Origin of the sequence: Candidatus Microbacterium colombiense (assembly GCA_029203165.1) — a bacterium.
In the GTDB taxonomy this organism is placed as follows: domain Bacteria; phylum Actinomycetota; class Actinomycetes; order Actinomycetales; family Microbacteriaceae; genus Microbacterium; species Microbacterium colombiense.
On sequence record CP119308.1, the window covers coordinates 1611310 to 1626670 of the forward strand.

The 15361-nt window shown below is 66.4% G+C and carries 13 protein-coding genes and 1 riboswitch; of the genes, 12 read left to right on the plus strand and 1 reads right to left on the minus strand.

The window, feature by feature from the left end:
- Positions 1–29: 29 nt before the first annotated feature.
- The 12 genes from P0Y60_07785 (at position 30) to P0Y60_07840 (ending at position 14517) form a co-directional block, all read left to right on the plus strand.
- Positions 30–1025, plus strand: coding sequence for an ABC transporter permease (locus P0Y60_07785; protein WEK62624.1), 996 nt, complete (start codon positions 30–32; stop codon positions 1023–1025).
- The gene (locus P0Y60_07790; GenBank protein ID WEK62625.1) at positions 1018–2004 is read left to right on the plus strand and encodes an ABC transporter permease; all 987 of its coding nucleotides are present in this window, start codon (positions 1018–1020) and stop codon (positions 2002–2004) included. Before P0Y60_07785 ends, P0Y60_07790 begins: the two co-directional genes overlap by 8 nt.
- Positions 2001–2858 (plus strand): ABC transporter ATP-binding protein, encoded by an 858-nt coding sequence (locus tag P0Y60_07795; GenBank protein WEK62626.1) that lies wholly within the window; start codon positions 2001–2003, stop codon positions 2856–2858. Before P0Y60_07790 ends, P0Y60_07795 begins: the two co-directional genes overlap by 4 nt.
- A complete protein-coding gene (locus tag P0Y60_07800) occupies positions 2855–3724 on the plus strand; it encodes an ATP-binding cassette domain-containing protein (protein WEK62627.1) in 870 nt (289 codons plus the stop codon). Before P0Y60_07795 ends, P0Y60_07800 begins: the two co-directional genes overlap by 4 nt.
- 41 nt (positions 3725–3765) lie before the next feature.
- Positions 3766–3861: riboswitch (glycine riboswitch) on the plus strand.
- Between the two features lie 151 nt (positions 3862–4012).
- Positions 4013–5197 carry a glycine cleavage system protein T gene (locus P0Y60_07805; protein WEK62628.1) on the plus strand — a complete coding sequence of 395 codons (1185 nt, stop codon included), beginning with the start codon at positions 4013–4015 and terminating at the stop codon, positions 5195–5197.
- Positions 5194–5571: a glycine cleavage system protein GcvH gene (gene gcvH / locus P0Y60_07810; protein WEK62629.1), complete on the plus strand. Its 378-nt coding sequence runs from the start codon at positions 5194–5196 to the stop codon at positions 5569–5571. Before P0Y60_07805 ends, gcvH begins: the two co-directional genes overlap by 4 nt.
- Before the next feature lie 7 nt (positions 5572–5578).
- Entirely contained in the window at positions 5579–8461 is a 2883-nt protein-coding gene (gene gcvP, locus P0Y60_07815) for an aminomethyl-transferring glycine dehydrogenase (protein ID WEK62630.1), read from the plus strand.
- A gap of 222 nt (positions 8462–8683) precedes the next feature.
- Entirely contained in the window at positions 8684–10318 is a 1635-nt protein-coding gene (locus P0Y60_07820; protein WEK62631.1) for an ABC transporter substrate-binding protein, read from the plus strand.
- Between the two features lie 102 nt (positions 10319–10420).
- Entirely contained in the window at positions 10421–11347 is a 927-nt protein-coding gene (locus P0Y60_07825) for an ABC transporter permease (protein ID WEK62632.1), read from the plus strand.
- A complete protein-coding gene (locus P0Y60_07830; protein WEK62633.1) occupies positions 11340–12284 on the plus strand; it encodes an ABC transporter permease in 945 nt (314 codons plus the stop codon). The genes P0Y60_07825 and P0Y60_07830 overlap by 8 nt, the downstream gene beginning before the upstream one ends.
- Positions 12281–13954 carry an ABC transporter ATP-binding protein gene (locus P0Y60_07835; GenBank protein WEK62634.1) on the plus strand — a complete coding sequence of 558 codons (1674 nt, stop codon included), beginning with the start codon at positions 12281–12283 and terminating at the stop codon, positions 13952–13954. The genes P0Y60_07830 and P0Y60_07835 overlap by 4 nt, the downstream gene beginning before the upstream one ends.
- A 62-nt stretch (positions 13955–14016) precedes the next feature.
- Positions 14017–14517, plus strand: a complete 501-nt coding sequence (locus P0Y60_07840; GenBank protein WEK62635.1) for a PH domain-containing protein — start codon at positions 14017–14019, stop codon at positions 14515–14517.
- A 22-nt stretch (positions 14518–14539) separates the two neighbouring features.
- Here the strand turns inward: P0Y60_07840 and P0Y60_07845 are convergent, their stop codons facing one another.
- On the minus strand, positions 14540–15340 hold the full coding sequence (locus P0Y60_07845; protein WEK62636.1) for a CPBP family intramembrane metalloprotease: 801 nt from the start codon (positions 15338–15340) through the stop codon (positions 14540–14542).
- Between the last annotated feature and the right edge of the window lie 21 nt (positions 15341–15361).

Consider the following 15361-nt stretch of genomic DNA (forward strand, 5'->3'; position numbering starts at 1 on the left):
TCGGGGAAGCAGGAAGTCTAGGAACGTACATGAAGTTCTATGCACGAAGAATCGGGTTCTACGCGTTCACGCTCTGGGCCGCGATCTCCATCAACTTCCTGCTTCCCCGGCTCATGCCGGGGAATCCGGCGGACATCATGATCGCCAAGATGCAGCGAGCGGGCGGCGAGGTCTCCGAGACCACGATCCGCAACATCAAGCTCCTGCTCGGCGGCGATGACTCATCCCTCTGGGAGCAGTACCTCGCCTACTGGGGCCGCATGTTCCAGGGCGATCTGGGAGTGTCGGTCACCAAGTTCCCCACTCCCGTCTCCGAGCTGATCGGGCAGGCGCTGCCCTGGACGCTCATCCTGGTCGGCACCGCCACCGTCATCTCCTTCATCCTCGGCGTCGTGCTCGGCGCCTGGGCGGGGTGGAAGCGCGGCACCTGGGTCGATCACCTGATCCCGGCGACCACCGTTCTGCAGTCGATCCCGTACTTCTGGATGGCCCTGCTCCTGGTCGCGGTCTTCGCGGTCGGGCTCGGATGGTTCCCGATCTTCGGCGGCTACGACGTCTTCGACTTCCCGGACGGCCCCGAGCCGACCTGGGCGTTCTTCACGAACGCGGTGTCGCACGCGATCCTCCCCGCCGTCACCATCGTGATCAGCTCAGTCGGAGGCTGGCTCTTCGGCATGCGCAACATGATGGTCTCGACCCTCGCCGAGGACTATGTCCTCACGGCGGAGGCGAAGGGCCTGCGCCCGCGCCGTATCCTCAGCACCTACGCCGCCCGCAACGCGGCGATCCCCTCGATCGCCGGCTTCTCGATCACGCTCGGCTTCGTGGTCGCAGGGTCCATCGTGATGGAACAGGTGTTCACCTATCCCGGCATCGGCAAGCTGATGTTCCAGGCCGTCACCAACAACGACTACGCCCTGATGCAGGGATTGTTCCTCGTCATCACGATCACGGTGCTCGCCGCCAACTTCATCATGGATCTCGTCTACGGATTCATCGACCCGAGGGCTCGCCAGAATGTCTGATTCCGAGAACACGACCTCGACGCTGATCGTGAAGGATCAGCCGACGACCTCGCCCGCCAGCACCGTCACACTGGCGACGCAGAAGCCGCGCAAGGGGCGCGGGCTGCTTCCGAGCCGTTCGCCCAAGTTCATCCTCGGCGCGATCCTGGTGCTCGCGATCGTGCTGTTCGCGATCATCGCCCCGATCTTCTCGCAGAACCCGCGCAGCACCGACAACCCGGCGCTCGAACCGCCGTCGGCCGAGCACTGGCTCGGCACGACCAAGCTGGGCAACGACATGTTCGCCCAGCTCGCGATCGGTGCGCAGGGTTCTCTCCTGGTCGGCCTCGTGGCCGGCAGTATCGCGATCGTCCTGTCCCTGCTCTTCGGTGTCCTGGCCGGATACCTCGGCGGGTGGCGTGAGGACGGACTCGCGCTCCTCACCAACGTGATGATCGTGATCCCCGGCCTGCCGCTCGTCATGGTGATCGCCTCGTTCGTTCCCCAGCGCAGCTGGCAGTTGGTCGCGTTCGTGCTCGGCATCACCTCCTGGGCCGGCGCCGCGTACGTGCTGCGTCTGCAGACGCGTTCGCTGCGCACCCGCGATTACGTATACGCCGCCAAGGTCGCGGGGGAGCGCTCGTTCCGGGTGATCCTGGTGGAGATCATGCCGAATCTGCTGCCCCTGCTGACCGCGCAGTTCCTGTTCGCGATCATCTTCGCGATCCTCGGCGAGGCAGGGCTGTCGTACCTCGGCCTCGGCCCGAACTCCTCCATCACCTGGGGGACGATCCTCAACGACGCGCAGTCGGGTCAGGCCCTCGGTCGCGGCGCGTGGTGGTGGTTCATCCCACCGGGAGTCATGATCGCCGTGCTGGGAGCAGGGCTCGCCCTGATCAACTTCGCGATCGACGAGGTCATCAACCCGAAGCTGCGCAATGCGCCCGATGCCGCGCGCCGCGTGCGCAAGGCCGCCAAGACCAAGGGGGTCACCGCATGAGTGAGGCTGTGTTGACGGCGCGGAATGTGTCGATCGAGTATGAGGTGGATCCGCCGGTGAAGGCGGTGCGGAATGTGTCGCTGACGCTGAACCGGGGGGAGATCCTGGGGTTGGCCGGGGAGTCCGGATGCGGCAAGACGACGCTCGCGTATGGGATGAATCGGTTGTTGAAGGCGCCGGCGTTGATGACCGGTGGGGAGATCGTGTTCCATGACCGTGATGGGTCGGATATCGACATCGTGGGTTTGGATGGGGAGGGTCTCCGCGCGTTCCGGTGGGACAAGATCTCGATGGTGTTCCAGGGGGCGATGAATTCGTTGAACCCGGTGATCAGTGTGCGTGCGCAGATCTTCGACATCTTCGACACGCATCGTCCGGGGATGAGTAAGAAGGCGAAGACGGCGCGGGCGGAGGAGTTGCTCACGTTGGTGGGCGTTGATCCGGCCCGGTTGTCGAGTTTTCCGCATGAGTTGTCGGGTGGGATGCGGCAGCGGATGATGATCGCGATGGCGTTGGCGTTGGATCCGCAGGTGATGATCATGGATGAGCCGACGACGGCGTTGGATGTGGTGGTGCAGCGGGGCATCATCCGGGAGATCATGCGGTTGCGGGAGAAGTTGGGGTTCGCGGTGATCTTCATCACGCATGATCTGCCGATGTTGATCGAGATCAGTGATCGGATCGCGGTGATGTTGCAGGGGCAGATCGTGGAGGAGGGCACGGCGGAGGAGATCTACCGCACGCCCCAGCACGAGTACACGAAGAAGCTGCTGTCGAGTTTCCCGTCTTTGAAGGGCGAGCGGGGCGACTTCGTGCGCACCGGCAACCAGCCCAGTCAGGAGCAGGTCCGATGAGTGCAGTTCGTCCCACGGTCTCGACGACGGGCGTTCCGACCCTCGAAGCCAGGAACCTCGTCAAGGACTTCACGCTGCGCTCCGGGTTGAAGACCCGCACACTGCATGCAGTGAAGGATGTGTCGTTCACGATCGCGGCGGGCAAGACCGTGGCGCTGGTGGGGGAGTCGGGGTCGGGGAAGTCGACGATCGCCCGCATGCTCATGAAGCTGGAGACTCCGACCAGCGGAGAGATCCTGTTGGACGGCGCTGCCTCTGGCAACAGAGGTCGGGCGCTGGCGACCTACCGCTCTGAAGTGCAGATGGTGTTCCAGGACCCGTTCGCGTCGTTGAACCCGTTCCACACGATCGTGCATCACCTCGAGCGCCCGCTGCGCCTGCATCACCCGGAGCTGTCGGGGGCGCAGGTGCGGGAGCGAGCGTTGGAGTTGTTGGATCGGGTGCGGCTCTCCCCGGCGGGAAGTTTCGCCGAGCGGCGCCCGCATGAGCTGTCGGGTGGGCAGCGGCAGCGTGTCGCGATCGCACGGGCCCTGGCCCCGGGGGCACGGTTCATCGTCGCCGATGAGCCGGTATCGATGCTCGACGTCTCGATTCGCCTCGGCGTGTTGAATCTGCTCGCGGATCTGCAGCGCGAAGAGAACCTGGGCGTCCTGTACATCACGCATGATCTCGCCACGGCCCGGCACTTCAGTGACGAGATCATGGTCCTGTTCCACGGTGATGTCGTCGAACGCGGCCCCGCCGACGAGGTCATCCTCAACCCCCGACACGACTACACCAAGACCCTCCTCGGAGCCGCCCCCGAACCCGACAACCTCGGCCGCCTCCGCGACGAAGTCCGCGCCGAACTCATCGGGGAGCGCTGAGCATCCCGCTAGACTGATCCCACAACTGAAGACAGGCCGAATGACCCCCCGCGGGAGAGCCCTGGTGAACGCAGCCGGGCACCGAAGGAGCAAGCCTCCCCGCCAATCTCTCAGGTAACGCGTACCGCGCGGGTCCGGCCACTCTGAAAAGCGATTCCCGCGTGCGGGGATCCGCCGACGGTGAAAGCTCGTGTCGCACACGGGTGAAGCTCTCAGGCCTATGACAGAGGGGGAGTTCCTCGGATCGGCGACGTCGCCGTTCCGCCCGTCCACATCCGGGAGAACTCCATGTCCGATCCCCGCTACACCCCGCTCCGTGAGCGCCACGAGGCGCTCGGAGCATCGTTCACCGACTTCGGTGGCTGGCAGATGCCGGTGCGCTACACCTCCGATCTCGCCGAGCACCATGCCGTGCGTCAGGCGGCCGGTCTCTTCGACATCTCGCACATGGCCGAGTTCCTGGTCACCGGCGTGCATGCCGCCGACTTCCTCGACTTCGCCCTCGCGGGACGCATCTCGTCGATGCCCATCGGGAAGGCGAAGTACTCGCTTCTGCTGGCGGACGACGGCGGGATCATCGACGACGTCATCGCCTACCGACTCGCCGCGGACCGGTATCTGGTCATCGCCAACGCGGGCAACCGCGGCTTCGTCGATTCGGCGTTCGCCTCGCGGGTGCGCGACTTCCCGTCGATCCCCGAACGCGCACTTCCTGCGCGCACGGAGGGCGAGGAGCGCAGCTTCGCCGGGTTCCTGGGCGATCGGGGCGTCGATGTGGAAGACGTCTCGGACTCGTACGCCCTGCTCGCCGTGCAGGGACCGGTCGCGGCCGCCATCGTCGCCGCGACCGACGGCATCACCGACCTGAGCACGCCCTGGGCAGAGCAGAAGTACTACGCGTGGGCCGACGCCTCCTTCCTCGGAGAGCCACTGCTGATCGCCCGCACCGGCTACACCGGTGAAGACGGGTTCGAGCTCCTCGTGCGCGCGGCCGATGCCGCAGCGCTCTGGGATGCCGTGATGACGGCCGGACTGCCCCACGGCCTGGTGCCCGCAGGCCTTGCCGCGCGCGACACGCTCCGTCTGGAGGCGGGTATGCCCCTGTACGGACACGAGCTCAGCCGCGACACCACGCCTGCTCAGGCGGGTCTCGGTCGCGTCGTCGCCGCCGACAAGGAGAGCTTCGTCGGCAAGGACGCGGCGCCCGCGGCATCCGACGCCCCCGTTCTGGTCGGTCTGGTGGCGGAGGGCAAGCGCGCGGGCCGCGCCGGCTACGCCGTCGTCGACGAAGACGGCGCCGTGCTCGGCGAGGTGACCAGCGGCGCCCTCAGCCCGACCCTCGGCCATCCCATCGCGATGGCCTATGTGACCCCCTCTTCCGCCGAAGAGGGAACCGCAGTATTCCTGGATGTACGCGGGACGAAGATCCCCGCGACCGTGACCGCTCTGCCTTTCTACCGGAGGACGAAATGACCGATCTCAACGCCCTGAGCTACACCGAAGAACACGAGTGGATCGCCGCTGACGGCGACACCATCACGATCGGCATCACCGACTTCGCTGCCGAGAAGCTCGGCGACGTCGTGTTCGTCGAGCTCCCCGCCGTCGGCACCGAGATCACCGCCGGTGCCGTGGTCGGCGAGATCGAATCGACCAAGTCGGTCGGCGAGCTCTACGCCCCCGTCGCCGGCACCGTCGTCGAGATCAACGACGCCGTGGTCGATGACCCGTCGCTCGTCAACGCCGAGCCCTTCGCCGGCGGATGGCTGATCAAGGTGTCGGTCGCCGCGGGCGCACTCGACGGCCTGCTCGATCGCGACGCCTACGTCGCACTCACGGAGGGCTGATCCGCACGTGGTCTCTTTCGCCGATCGTCACATCGGACCCACCGATGCCGCCCAGCGCACGATGCTGGACGCCCTCGGAGTCACCTCCGAGCTCGAGGACTGGAGTCCGGTCGAGGCGCTGATGCGTCAAGCCGTGCCGTCGTCGATCTTCACGGATGCGGGCGAGTCCGTCATCCCGCGTGCGGCGAGTGAGACCGAAGCGCTTGCCGAACTCCGTGCGATCGCAGCGCGCAACACTGTGAACCGTCCGATGATCGGGCTCGGGTACTACGGCACGATCACCCCGCAGGTGATCCAGCGCAATGTGCTCGAGAACCCGTCCTGGTACACGGCGTACACGCCGTATCAGCCGGAGATCTCGCAGGGGCGCCTGGAGGCGCTCATCAACTTCCAGACCATGGTCGCGGAACTCACGGGACTGTCGACGGCCAACGCCTCGATGCTCGACGAGCCGACGGCCGTGGTGGAGGGGATGCTGCTCGCGCGGCGTGCCTCGAAGTCCGCCTCAGCCGTGTTCGCGGTCGACACCGACGCCCTCCCGCAGACCAAGGCGCTGCTGGCCACCCGGGCCGAGGCCGTGGGTATCGAGCTCGTGGCAGTCGACATCGCGGCAGGCGAGGAGCTTCCCGCGGAGCTGTTCGGCGTCTTCGTGCAGTATCCCGGTGCGTCGGGACGCGTGTGGAACCCGGCGGCCGTGATCGATGCCGCCCACCTCGCCGGCGGACTCGCCGTCGTCGCCGCCGACCTCCTCGCGCTGACGCTCATCGCCTCGCCCGGCTCGCTGGGCGCTGACGTCGCGGTCGGCACCACGCAGCGCTTCGGCGTGCCGATGGGCTTCGGCGGACCGCACGCCGGGTACATGGCCGTGCGATCGGGGCTGGAGCGACAGCTCCCCGGAAGGCTCGTCGGGGTCTCGGTCGACGCCGACGGCAAGCCGGCCTACCGCCTCTCGCTTCAGACGCGTGAGCAGCACATCCGTCGCGAGAAGGCCACGTCGAACATCTGCACCGCTCAGGTGCTGCTCGCCGTGATGGCCTCGATGTACGCGGTCTACCACGGGCCGGACGGGCTGCGTGAGATCGCTCGACAGGTCGCCGACAAGGCGCTGCGCCTGCGCGACTGGCTCACCGAGGCGGGCGCGGATGTCGCGCACGATGCCTTCTTCGACACCGTGCAGGTGCGAGTTCCCGGGCGCGCGGCGGAGTACGCGGCGCAGGCTCGCGACGGCTACGGCATCCTGCTGAATGTCGCAGATGCCGACACGATCAGCATCGCGGTCGACGAGACCACGACCTTCAGTGAGCTGCATCAGGTCGCCAGGGTGTTCGGTGGACAGCAGCAGCGGGCCTTCGGCTGGTTCGAGAGCGGTTCGCACGGCGCGCTGCCGGAAGCGCTGCTGCGTCAGGACGAGTACCTGACCCATCCCGTCTTCCACGCGCACCGCAGCGAGACCGCCATGATGCGCTACCTCAAGAGCCTCGCCGACCGCGACTACGCCCTCGACCGGGGCATGATCCCACTCGGGTCATGCACCATGAAGCTCAACGCGGCCACCGAGATGGCGGCGATCACCTGGCCGGAGTTCGCCGGCATCCACCCGTTCGCTCCCGCGGCCGACGTGCAGGGCTACCTGGCGCTGATCGACCAGCTCGAGGCCTGGCTCGCCGAGGTCACCGGATATGACGCCGTCTCGCTGCAGCCGAACGCCGGGTCCCAGGGAGAGCTCGCCGGTCTGCTCGCCATCCGCGGATATCACCTCGCGAACGGTGACGATCAGCGCACGGTCTGTCTGATCCCGTCGTCGGCGCATGGCACGAACGCGGCTTCCGCCGTGCTCGCGGGCATGAAGGTGGTCGTGGTCGCCTGCGACGAGCTCGGCAACGTCGACCTCGACGATCTGCGTGCCAAGATCGCCACGCACGCGGAATCGCTGTCGGCGCTCATGATCACCTACCCCTCCACGCACGGGGTGTACGAGCAGGACGTGGTCGAGATCACGACGGCGGTGCACGAAGCGGGCGGCCAGGTCTATGTCGACGGGGCGAACCTCAACGCCCTGCTGGGGTACGCGCGTTTCGGCGACCTCGGGGGCGATGTGTCGCATCTGAACCTGCACAAGACCTTCGCGATCCCGCACGGCGGGGGCGGTCCGGGTGTCGGCCCGGTCGCGGCGAAGGCGCATCTCGCACCGTTCCTGCCGTCGCATCCGCTGGCACAGCGCGCTGAGCACGCCGGGGGATTCGTCTTCGAGGGCGGCGCCGTCTCGGGAGCGCCCTACGGCTCGGCCGGCGTTCTGCCGATCTCCTGGGCCTACGTGCGCATGATGGGCGCCGACGGGCTGCGTCGCGCGACCGCTGCGGCCGTGCTGTCCGCGAACTACATCGCGGTGCGCCTCGGCGAGCACTACCCGGTGCTCTACACGGGTGAGAACGGTCGCGTCGCGCACGAGTGCATCCTCGACCTGCGTCCCCTCAAGGAGGCGACGGGGGTGACCGTCGACGACGTCGCGAAGCGGCTGATCGACTACGGCTTCCATGCGCCGACGATGTCGTTCCCGGTGGCGGGCACGCTCATGGTCGAGCCCACCGAATCCGAGGACCTCGACGAGATCGAGCGCTTCATCGAGGCGATGATCATGATCAAGGCCGAGGCGGATGCCGTCGCCGCAGGTCGTTGGCCCGCCGATGACAACCCGCTCGTGCATGCGCCGCACACGGCGGTGTCACTGATCGCGGGGGAGTGGAAGCACGCGTACTCGCGTGAGGATGCCGCGTACCCTGTGCACGCTCTGATCGCGGGGAAGTACTGGCCTCCCGTGCGGCGGATCGATCAGGCCTACGGTGACCGCAACCTCGTGTGCGCGTGTCCGCCGGTGGAGGCTTTCGCCTGATCCACGGCGATTTCCAGGAATGGCGTCGAGCGGCCCCTCCGGGGGCTGCTCGGCGCCGTTGTGCGTCTGCGGGTGTTGCGTGCATGTTACAGATGGTCACCACTCAGTAACGGTTGATTAGCCGAGTACACCGTCGATGAAACGCCGGGTTACGCTCAGATATCCCTACGCGTTCAACGGTGAGCGCGCAGATTGAAGTATCAGTCCACAGGAGGACACAAAGTGAAGCGCAACAAGATCGCCCTTGCGGGCACCGCGCTGTTCGCGATCGGCGCCCTGGCGCTCGCGGGCTGCGCAAGCGGTGGCGGCAACGATTCAGGTGACGACGGATCCGCCGGTGCGAACCCGGATGCCATCATCACCACGAACGGCTCCGAGCCCGAGAACCCGCTGATCCCGACCAACACCAACGAGGTCGGCGGCGGAAAGATCCTCGACGAGATCTTCGCGGGTCTCATCTACTACGACGCCGACGGCAAGCCGGTCAACGACGTGGCCGAGGAGATCACCACCGAGGACCCGCAGCACCTCACGGTCAAGCTGAAGGAGGGGCAGACCTTCTCCGACGGCGAGGAGGTCACCGCCGACAACTTCATCAAGGCGTGGAACGAGGGCGCCAAGCTCTCCAACGGCCACCTGTCCAGCTACTTCTTCGAGGACATCGAGGGCTTCAGCTACGACGAGGACTCCGAACTCACGGGTCTCAAGCAGGTCGATGACTACACCTTCACGATCGCGCTGAACAAGCCGGCCTCCGACTTCGCGCTGCGTCTCGGCTACTCGGCGTTCTACCCGCTGCCCGACGTGGCGTTCGAAGACATGGACGCGTTCGGTCAGAACCCGATCGGCAACGGTCCGTACATGATCGACGGCGACGACGCGTGGCAGCACGACGTGCAGATCGACCTCGTTCGCAACGACGACTACGACGGTGGACGCAAGGCCGCCAACGGTGGCCTCACGATCAAGTTCTACGCCACGCAGGAAGCGGCGTACGCCGACCTGCAGTCGAACCAGGTCGACGTCATCGACGCGATCCCGACCGGCTCTCTCCCGGTGTTCGCCGACGAGCTCGGCGACCGCGCGGTGAACCAGCCGTCGGCCGTGTTCCAGTCGTTCACGATCGGCCAGTTCCTCCCGCACTTCGGTGGCGACGAGGGCAAGCTGCGTCGTCAGGCGCTGTCGATGGCGATCAACCGTGCCGAGATCACCAAGACGATCTTCTCCGACACGCGTACCCCCGCGGCCGACTTCACGTCGCCCGTCATCGACGGCTGGTCCGACTCGGTCCCCGGCAACGAGGTGCTCGAGTACAACCCGGAGAAGGCGAAGGAGCTGTGGGCCGAGGCCGACGCCATCTCGCCGTGGGAAGGCGAGTTCAAGATCGCTTACAACGCCGACGGTGGGCACGACGCCTGGGTCGACGCGGTGAGCAACAGCATCAAGAACACGCTCGGCATCGAGGCGTCGGGTGACCCGTACCCGACGTTCCAGGACCTTCGCACGAAGATCAACGACAGCTCGATCACGACTGCTGCCCGTTCGGGCTGGCAGGCGGACTACCCGGGTCTGTACAACTTCCTCGGACCGCTCTACGCCACCGGCGCAGGCTCCAACGACGGCAAGTACTCGAACCCCGAGTTCGACGACCTGATCGCCGCCGGCATCAGCAACCCCGACCCTGCCGCGCAGCTCGAGGACTTCACCAAGGCGCAGGAGGTTCTGTTCCAGGACCTGCCCGCCATCCCGCTGTGGTACTCCAACGTGACCGGTGGATTCGGCGAGGACGTCCAGAACGTGACGTTCGGCTGGAACTCCGTCCCGCTGTACTACGAGATCACGAAGGCCGGCGAGTAAAGTCTGACGGCACTTCACCTATGAGGCGGTGACGATTTTCGTCACCGCCTCATAGGCTTGTGTTCGCCCAACTTTCTTTCCCCTCACAGAAGGGACAAGCGGATGCTCGGTTATATTCTGAGACGTCTTCTGCAGGTGATCCCGGTCTTCTTCGGCGCCACCCTGCTCATCTACTTCCTCGTGTTCGCCATGCCCGGCGACCCGCTCCTCGCCCTGTTCGGCGACAAGACCCCGAACCCTGCGGTCCTGGAGCAGCTGCGCGAGCAGTACCACTTGAACGAGCCGTTCCTCGTGCAGTACTGGTACTACATCTCCGGCGTCTTCCAAGGAGACCTCGGCAACACGTTCTCCGGACGCCCGGTCTCGGCAGTTCTCGCCGCGACGCTGCCGGTCACCGGCCGCCTCGCAGTGATGGCCATCGGCATCGAGTTCACGCTGGCGATCATCATCGGCACGATCTCGGCGCTGCGCAAGGGAAAGCTGTTCGACAACGTCTCGTTGATGGTCGCGCTCGTCGCGATCGCCATCCCGATCTTCGTCGTCGCCTTCCTCGCGCAGTACTTCCTGGCGATCAAGCTCGGCTGGTTCAAACCCACGGTGGGCGCCGACAACGATTGGGGCGGCCTCTGGCTGCCTGCCCTCGTGCTCGGGTTCAGCCTGTATGCCGTGAGCATGCGGCTGATGCGCAGCTCCGTCATCGACACCCTCAATCAGGACTGGGTCCGCACGGCCTACAGCAAGGGCCTGTCGCGCAGTCGGGTGATCCCGGTGCACGTGCTGCGCAACTCGCTGATCCCCGTGATCACGAACTCGGCCACGAACTTCGGTGTGCTGCTCGTGGGTGCCACCGTCACCGAGGGCATCTTCAACGTGCCCGGTGTCGGAAACACGCTGTTCCAGGCGATCCAACGAGGTGAAGGGCCGACGGTCGTCTCGTTCGTCACCGTGTTCGTCATCCTGTACGTGCTGGTGAATCTGTTCATCGACCTGCTCTACGGTCTGCTCGACCCGAGGATCCGCTATGTCTGACCCCACGACCCAGAAGCACTACGTCGCCCCGATCGAGACGGAGTCGATCGCCGTCGACGCGATCCGCATCTCCGAGAAGCCCAGCAACCTCTGGCGTGACGCGTGGAGCGATCTGCGCCGACGCCCGCTGTTCTGGTTCTCGGTCGTGCTCGCCCTCGTCTTCCTGGTGATGGCGCTGTGGCCGACACTGTTCACCGCGACGTCGCCGACGGATGATTGTCAGCTGGTGAACAGCAACGGCGGACCCGCGGAGGGCCACCCTCTCGGATACACCTTCCTCGGCTGCGACATCTACGCCCGCATCGTCTGGGGATCGCAGACCTCGCTCGCCGTCGGTCTGATCGCCACCGTCATCTCGTCGTTCCTCGGTCTGCTCATGGGGGCAATCGCCGGGTTCTACGGTGGCTGGCTCGACGGTCTGCTCTCGCGCATCGGCGACATCTTCTTCGCGATTCCCTACATTCTCGCGGCCGTCGTCGTCATGACGGTGTTCCGCGATTCGCGTTCGGTGTGGACTCTCGCACTGGCGATCGGCGGGTTCGCGTGGGCATCGACCGCGCGAGTCGTGCGAGCCGAGATCCTCCGGGTGCGGCAGGCAGATTTCGTGATGGCATCGCAGGCACTCGGGCAGTCGAAGTTCCGGATCCTCCTGAACCACGTCATCCCGAACGCCATCGCACCGCTCCTCGTCGTATCGACGCTCGGACTGGCGGCCGCCATCGTGGCGGAGGCGACCCTGTCGTTCCTCGGCGTGGGTCTCGGCAGCGGTGTGATGTCCTGGGGTAACGACATCGCGAAGGCGCAGGCATCCCTCCGTGTCGCGCCGATGGCGCTCATCTATCCGTCGATCGCCCTCACCCTCGCGGTGCTGGCGTTCGTGACTCTGGGCGAGCTCATCCGAGACGCCCTCGACCCGAAGGCGAGGGCCCGCCGATGAGCGAACGCGCTGCCGCACAGGTGCCGCTGCTGAGCGTGCGCGACCTCAAGGTCGCGTTCCGCACACAGGAGGGCCTCCGCGAAGTACTCCACGGGGCGAGCTTCGACGTGTTCCCCGGGGAGACCGTCGCGATCGTCGGCGAGTCCGGCTCTGGCAAGTCCACGACGGCTACGGCCATCCTGAACCTGCTCCCCGGGACCGGAACCATCACCGGTGGCTCGATCACCCTGGAGGGACGCGAGCTCACGACCCTCACTCAGCGCGAGCTCGAGGGGCTGCGGGGCAAGGACATCGGCTTCGTGCCGCAGGACCCGATGTCGAACCTCAACCCGGTGTGGAGCATCGGTTTCCAGGTGAAGGAGGCGATCCGTGCGAACGGCGTCGCCCAGGGGCGTCAGGCCGTCAAGGCCCGTGCCGTCGAGGTGCTGCAGCAGGCCGGCCTGGCCGACGCTGAGCGCCGCCTGCACCAGTTCCCGCACCAGTTCTCGGGTGGCATGCGTCAGCGTGCGCTGATCGGCATCGGTCTCGCGGCCGACCCCAAGCTCCTGATCGCCGACGAGCCGACCTCGGCTCTCGACGTGACGGTGCAGCGTGTGATCCTCGATCACATGGCGTCTCTCACGCGCGACAAGGGCACCTCGGTGCTGCTGATCACGCACGACCTCGGCCTCGCGGCCGAGCGTGCCGACAAGATCATCGTCATGAACGGCGGCAACATCGTCGAGGCCGGTCCCAGCCGCGCGATCCTCGAAGACCCGCAGCATCCGTACACGAAGCGACTGGTCGCCGCGGCGCCCAGTGTCGCCTCGCAGCGGATTCAGGCGGTCGTCGAGGACCGAGGCATCGAGACCCTCGATGACCTCGCCGACATCCCGCCGACGGTGCGCGTTGCGGATCTCACGAAGGACTACAAGATCCGTCAGGGGGGCTTCCGCAGTGAGGCCTTCCGCGCGGTCGACAACGTGTCGTTCGAGATCCCCAAGGGCAAGACGCTCGCACTCGTGGGGGAGTCGGGGTCCGGCAAGTCGACGGTCGCCAAGATGGTGCTGAAGCTCGAGGAGCCCACCAGCGGGACGATCGAGGTCGATGGTCAGGACGTGTCGGCATTGTCGAGCGCTCAGGCGTTCGGTCTGCGACGCCGCATGCAGCCGGTCTTCCAGGACCCGTACGGCTCGCTCGATCCGTTGCGCAACATCGGCAACACGATCTCGGAGCCGTTGCAGATCCACGGGGTCGGCGATCGCGCGTCGCAGCGGGAGCGGGTCGAGGAGCTCCTCGACCAGGTCTCGCTGCCCCGCATGCTCGCGACGCGATACCCGAACGAGCTCTCGGGCGGTCAGCGTCAGCGCGTGGCGATCGCCCGTGCCCTGGCGCTCAAGCCCGACATCCTCGTGCTCGACGAAGCCGTCTCGGCGCTCGACGTGCTGGTTCAGGACCAGGTGCTGCAACTGCTCGCCGAGCTGCAGTCCGAACTGGGTCTGACGTACCTGTTCATCACGCACGACCTCGCGGTCGTTCGTGTGTCGAGTGACCTCGTCTGCGTGATGGAGAAGGGCAAGATCGTCGAGCAGGGAACCGTCGACGAGATCTTCGCCAACCCGCAGCAGGAGTACACCGATCGCCTCCTGAAGGCGATCCCCGGTGCGTCGATCACCCTCGGCGGACACTGACGGTGACGAATCCGGAACACCCTGAGGACGCACGTATCTATCGTGCGTCCTCAGGACCCGTCGTGCTGATCCTGTGCGTCCTGCTCGCCCTGTTCCTCCTGGGCGACACGGTGCTGCGGGGCAGTTGGGGGCAGATGCTCCTCATCGCGCCGTGGGTGCTGCTCGCACTCTGGGCGGTCTATGAGCTCAGCTTCGTCTCGAGCGTGACGGTCGACGGCCAGGGAGCGGTGGTGCAGAACATGCTCCGACGTACGTCGTTCGGCTGGGGGAGAGTGCGCGACATCGACTTCCGCTGGCAGCTGCAGTTCGCCCTCGACGACGGTTCCGACATCGGCTGCTACGGCGGCCCGGCACGCTCGCGGCCGCCGCGCAACCGTTCCGACGATGACCAGGCGAAGGCACCCGCCGGTCTGCGCGAGCTGTCCGCCATCCGCAACCGCTGGCAGGAAGCGGTCGACGCGGATGCGCCGATCCTGCGCACCTGGGACGGCCGCGCACTGATCGCCCTCGGCATCATCGTCGTGTGGGCAGTCGCATCCGTCCTGATCGCCGGCGCGGGCTGACCCGCTCCGTTCTCCGCCCCGTTCAGCCGGGCAGGCCGAACAGCGCAGGCCAGGTCGCCGCGGCCCAGGGATAGCCGACGAACACGGTCGCGTCGATCAGGAAATGAGCGACCAGGAACGGCATCAGCCGTCCGCTGCGCAGGAACAGCCAGCCGAACAGCAGTCCCATCCCGAGGTTCCCGATGAAGGCGCCGGGCCCCTGATACAGGTGATAGCTCGCGCGCAGCACCGACGTCGCGATGATGATGGTCCAAGGACCCCAGCCGAGCTGCTTGAGGCGGGCGAAGAGGTAGCCGAGCACCACGAACTCCTCTTGCAGGGAGGCGCGCGCGGCGGCGAGAAGAAGGACGGGCACGGTCCACCAGTAGGAATCGAGCCCCGCCGGATTCACCGCGACGAAGAGCCCGGCCGCACGACCGCCCAGATAGAGCGCGAGTCCCGGCACGCCGATCGCGACGACCAGCAGCACTCCCCGGCCGATGTCGGATCCCACGCGCGTGCCGTCGAGGCCGAGCCGGCCCAGATGCGGGCGTGCGGTCTGCCAGAGCAGGAAGCACACGAGCAGGATCGGCACGAGCGAGAAACCGATCGAGAGCACCTGATAGAGCAGGTCGAACACTTCGCGGTCGCTGCGGGAGGGATTCAATGTCGCGGTCTGGTCGGCGAGTGGGGTCTCGTCGGTCAGTCGATACGCGAGCTGGACGATCGCGTAGATCGCGGATTGTCCGAGCCCGAGGCCCAGGACGATCGCGATCTCCCACCACAGTCGAGCACGCGATGGTGGGGGCGTGAACAGGGCTCCGTCAGCCGGGGAAAGAGGCACGTTCTCGATGCTACGGCCTGT

What these genes read in the sequence shown, in the direction of transcription:
- P0Y60_07785 (WEK62624.1), top strand. Translation starts at nt 30, where the DNA reads ATGAAGTTCTATGCACGAAGAATCGGGTTCTACGCGTTCACGCTCTGG.
- P0Y60_07790 (WEK62625.1), top strand. Translation starts at nt 1,018, where the DNA reads ATGTCTGATTCCGAGAACACGACCTCGACGCTGATCGTGAAGGATCAG.
- P0Y60_07795 (WEK62626.1), top strand. Translation starts at nt 2,001, where the DNA reads ATGAGTGAGGCTGTGTTGACGGCGCGGAATGTGTCGATCGAGTATGAG.
- P0Y60_07800 (WEK62627.1), top strand. Translation starts at nt 2,855, where the DNA reads ATGAGTGCAGTTCGTCCCACGGTCTCGACGACGGGCGTTCCGACCCTC.
- P0Y60_07805 (WEK62628.1), top strand. Translation starts at nt 4,013, where the DNA reads ATGTCCGATCCCCGCTACACCCCGCTCCGTGAGCGCCACGAGGCGCTC.
- gcvH (WEK62629.1), top strand. Translation starts at nt 5,194, where the DNA reads ATGACCGATCTCAACGCCCTGAGCTACACCGAAGAACACGAGTGGATC.
- P0Y60_07825 (WEK62632.1), top strand. Translation starts at nt 10,421, where the DNA reads ATGCTCGGTTATATTCTGAGACGTCTTCTGCAGGTGATCCCGGTCTTC.
- P0Y60_07830 (WEK62633.1), top strand. Translation starts at nt 11,340, where the DNA reads ATGTCTGACCCCACGACCCAGAAGCACTACGTCGCCCCGATCGAGACG.
- P0Y60_07835 (WEK62634.1), top strand. Translation starts at nt 12,281, where the DNA reads ATGAGCGAACGCGCTGCCGCACAGGTGCCGCTGCTGAGCGTGCGCGAC.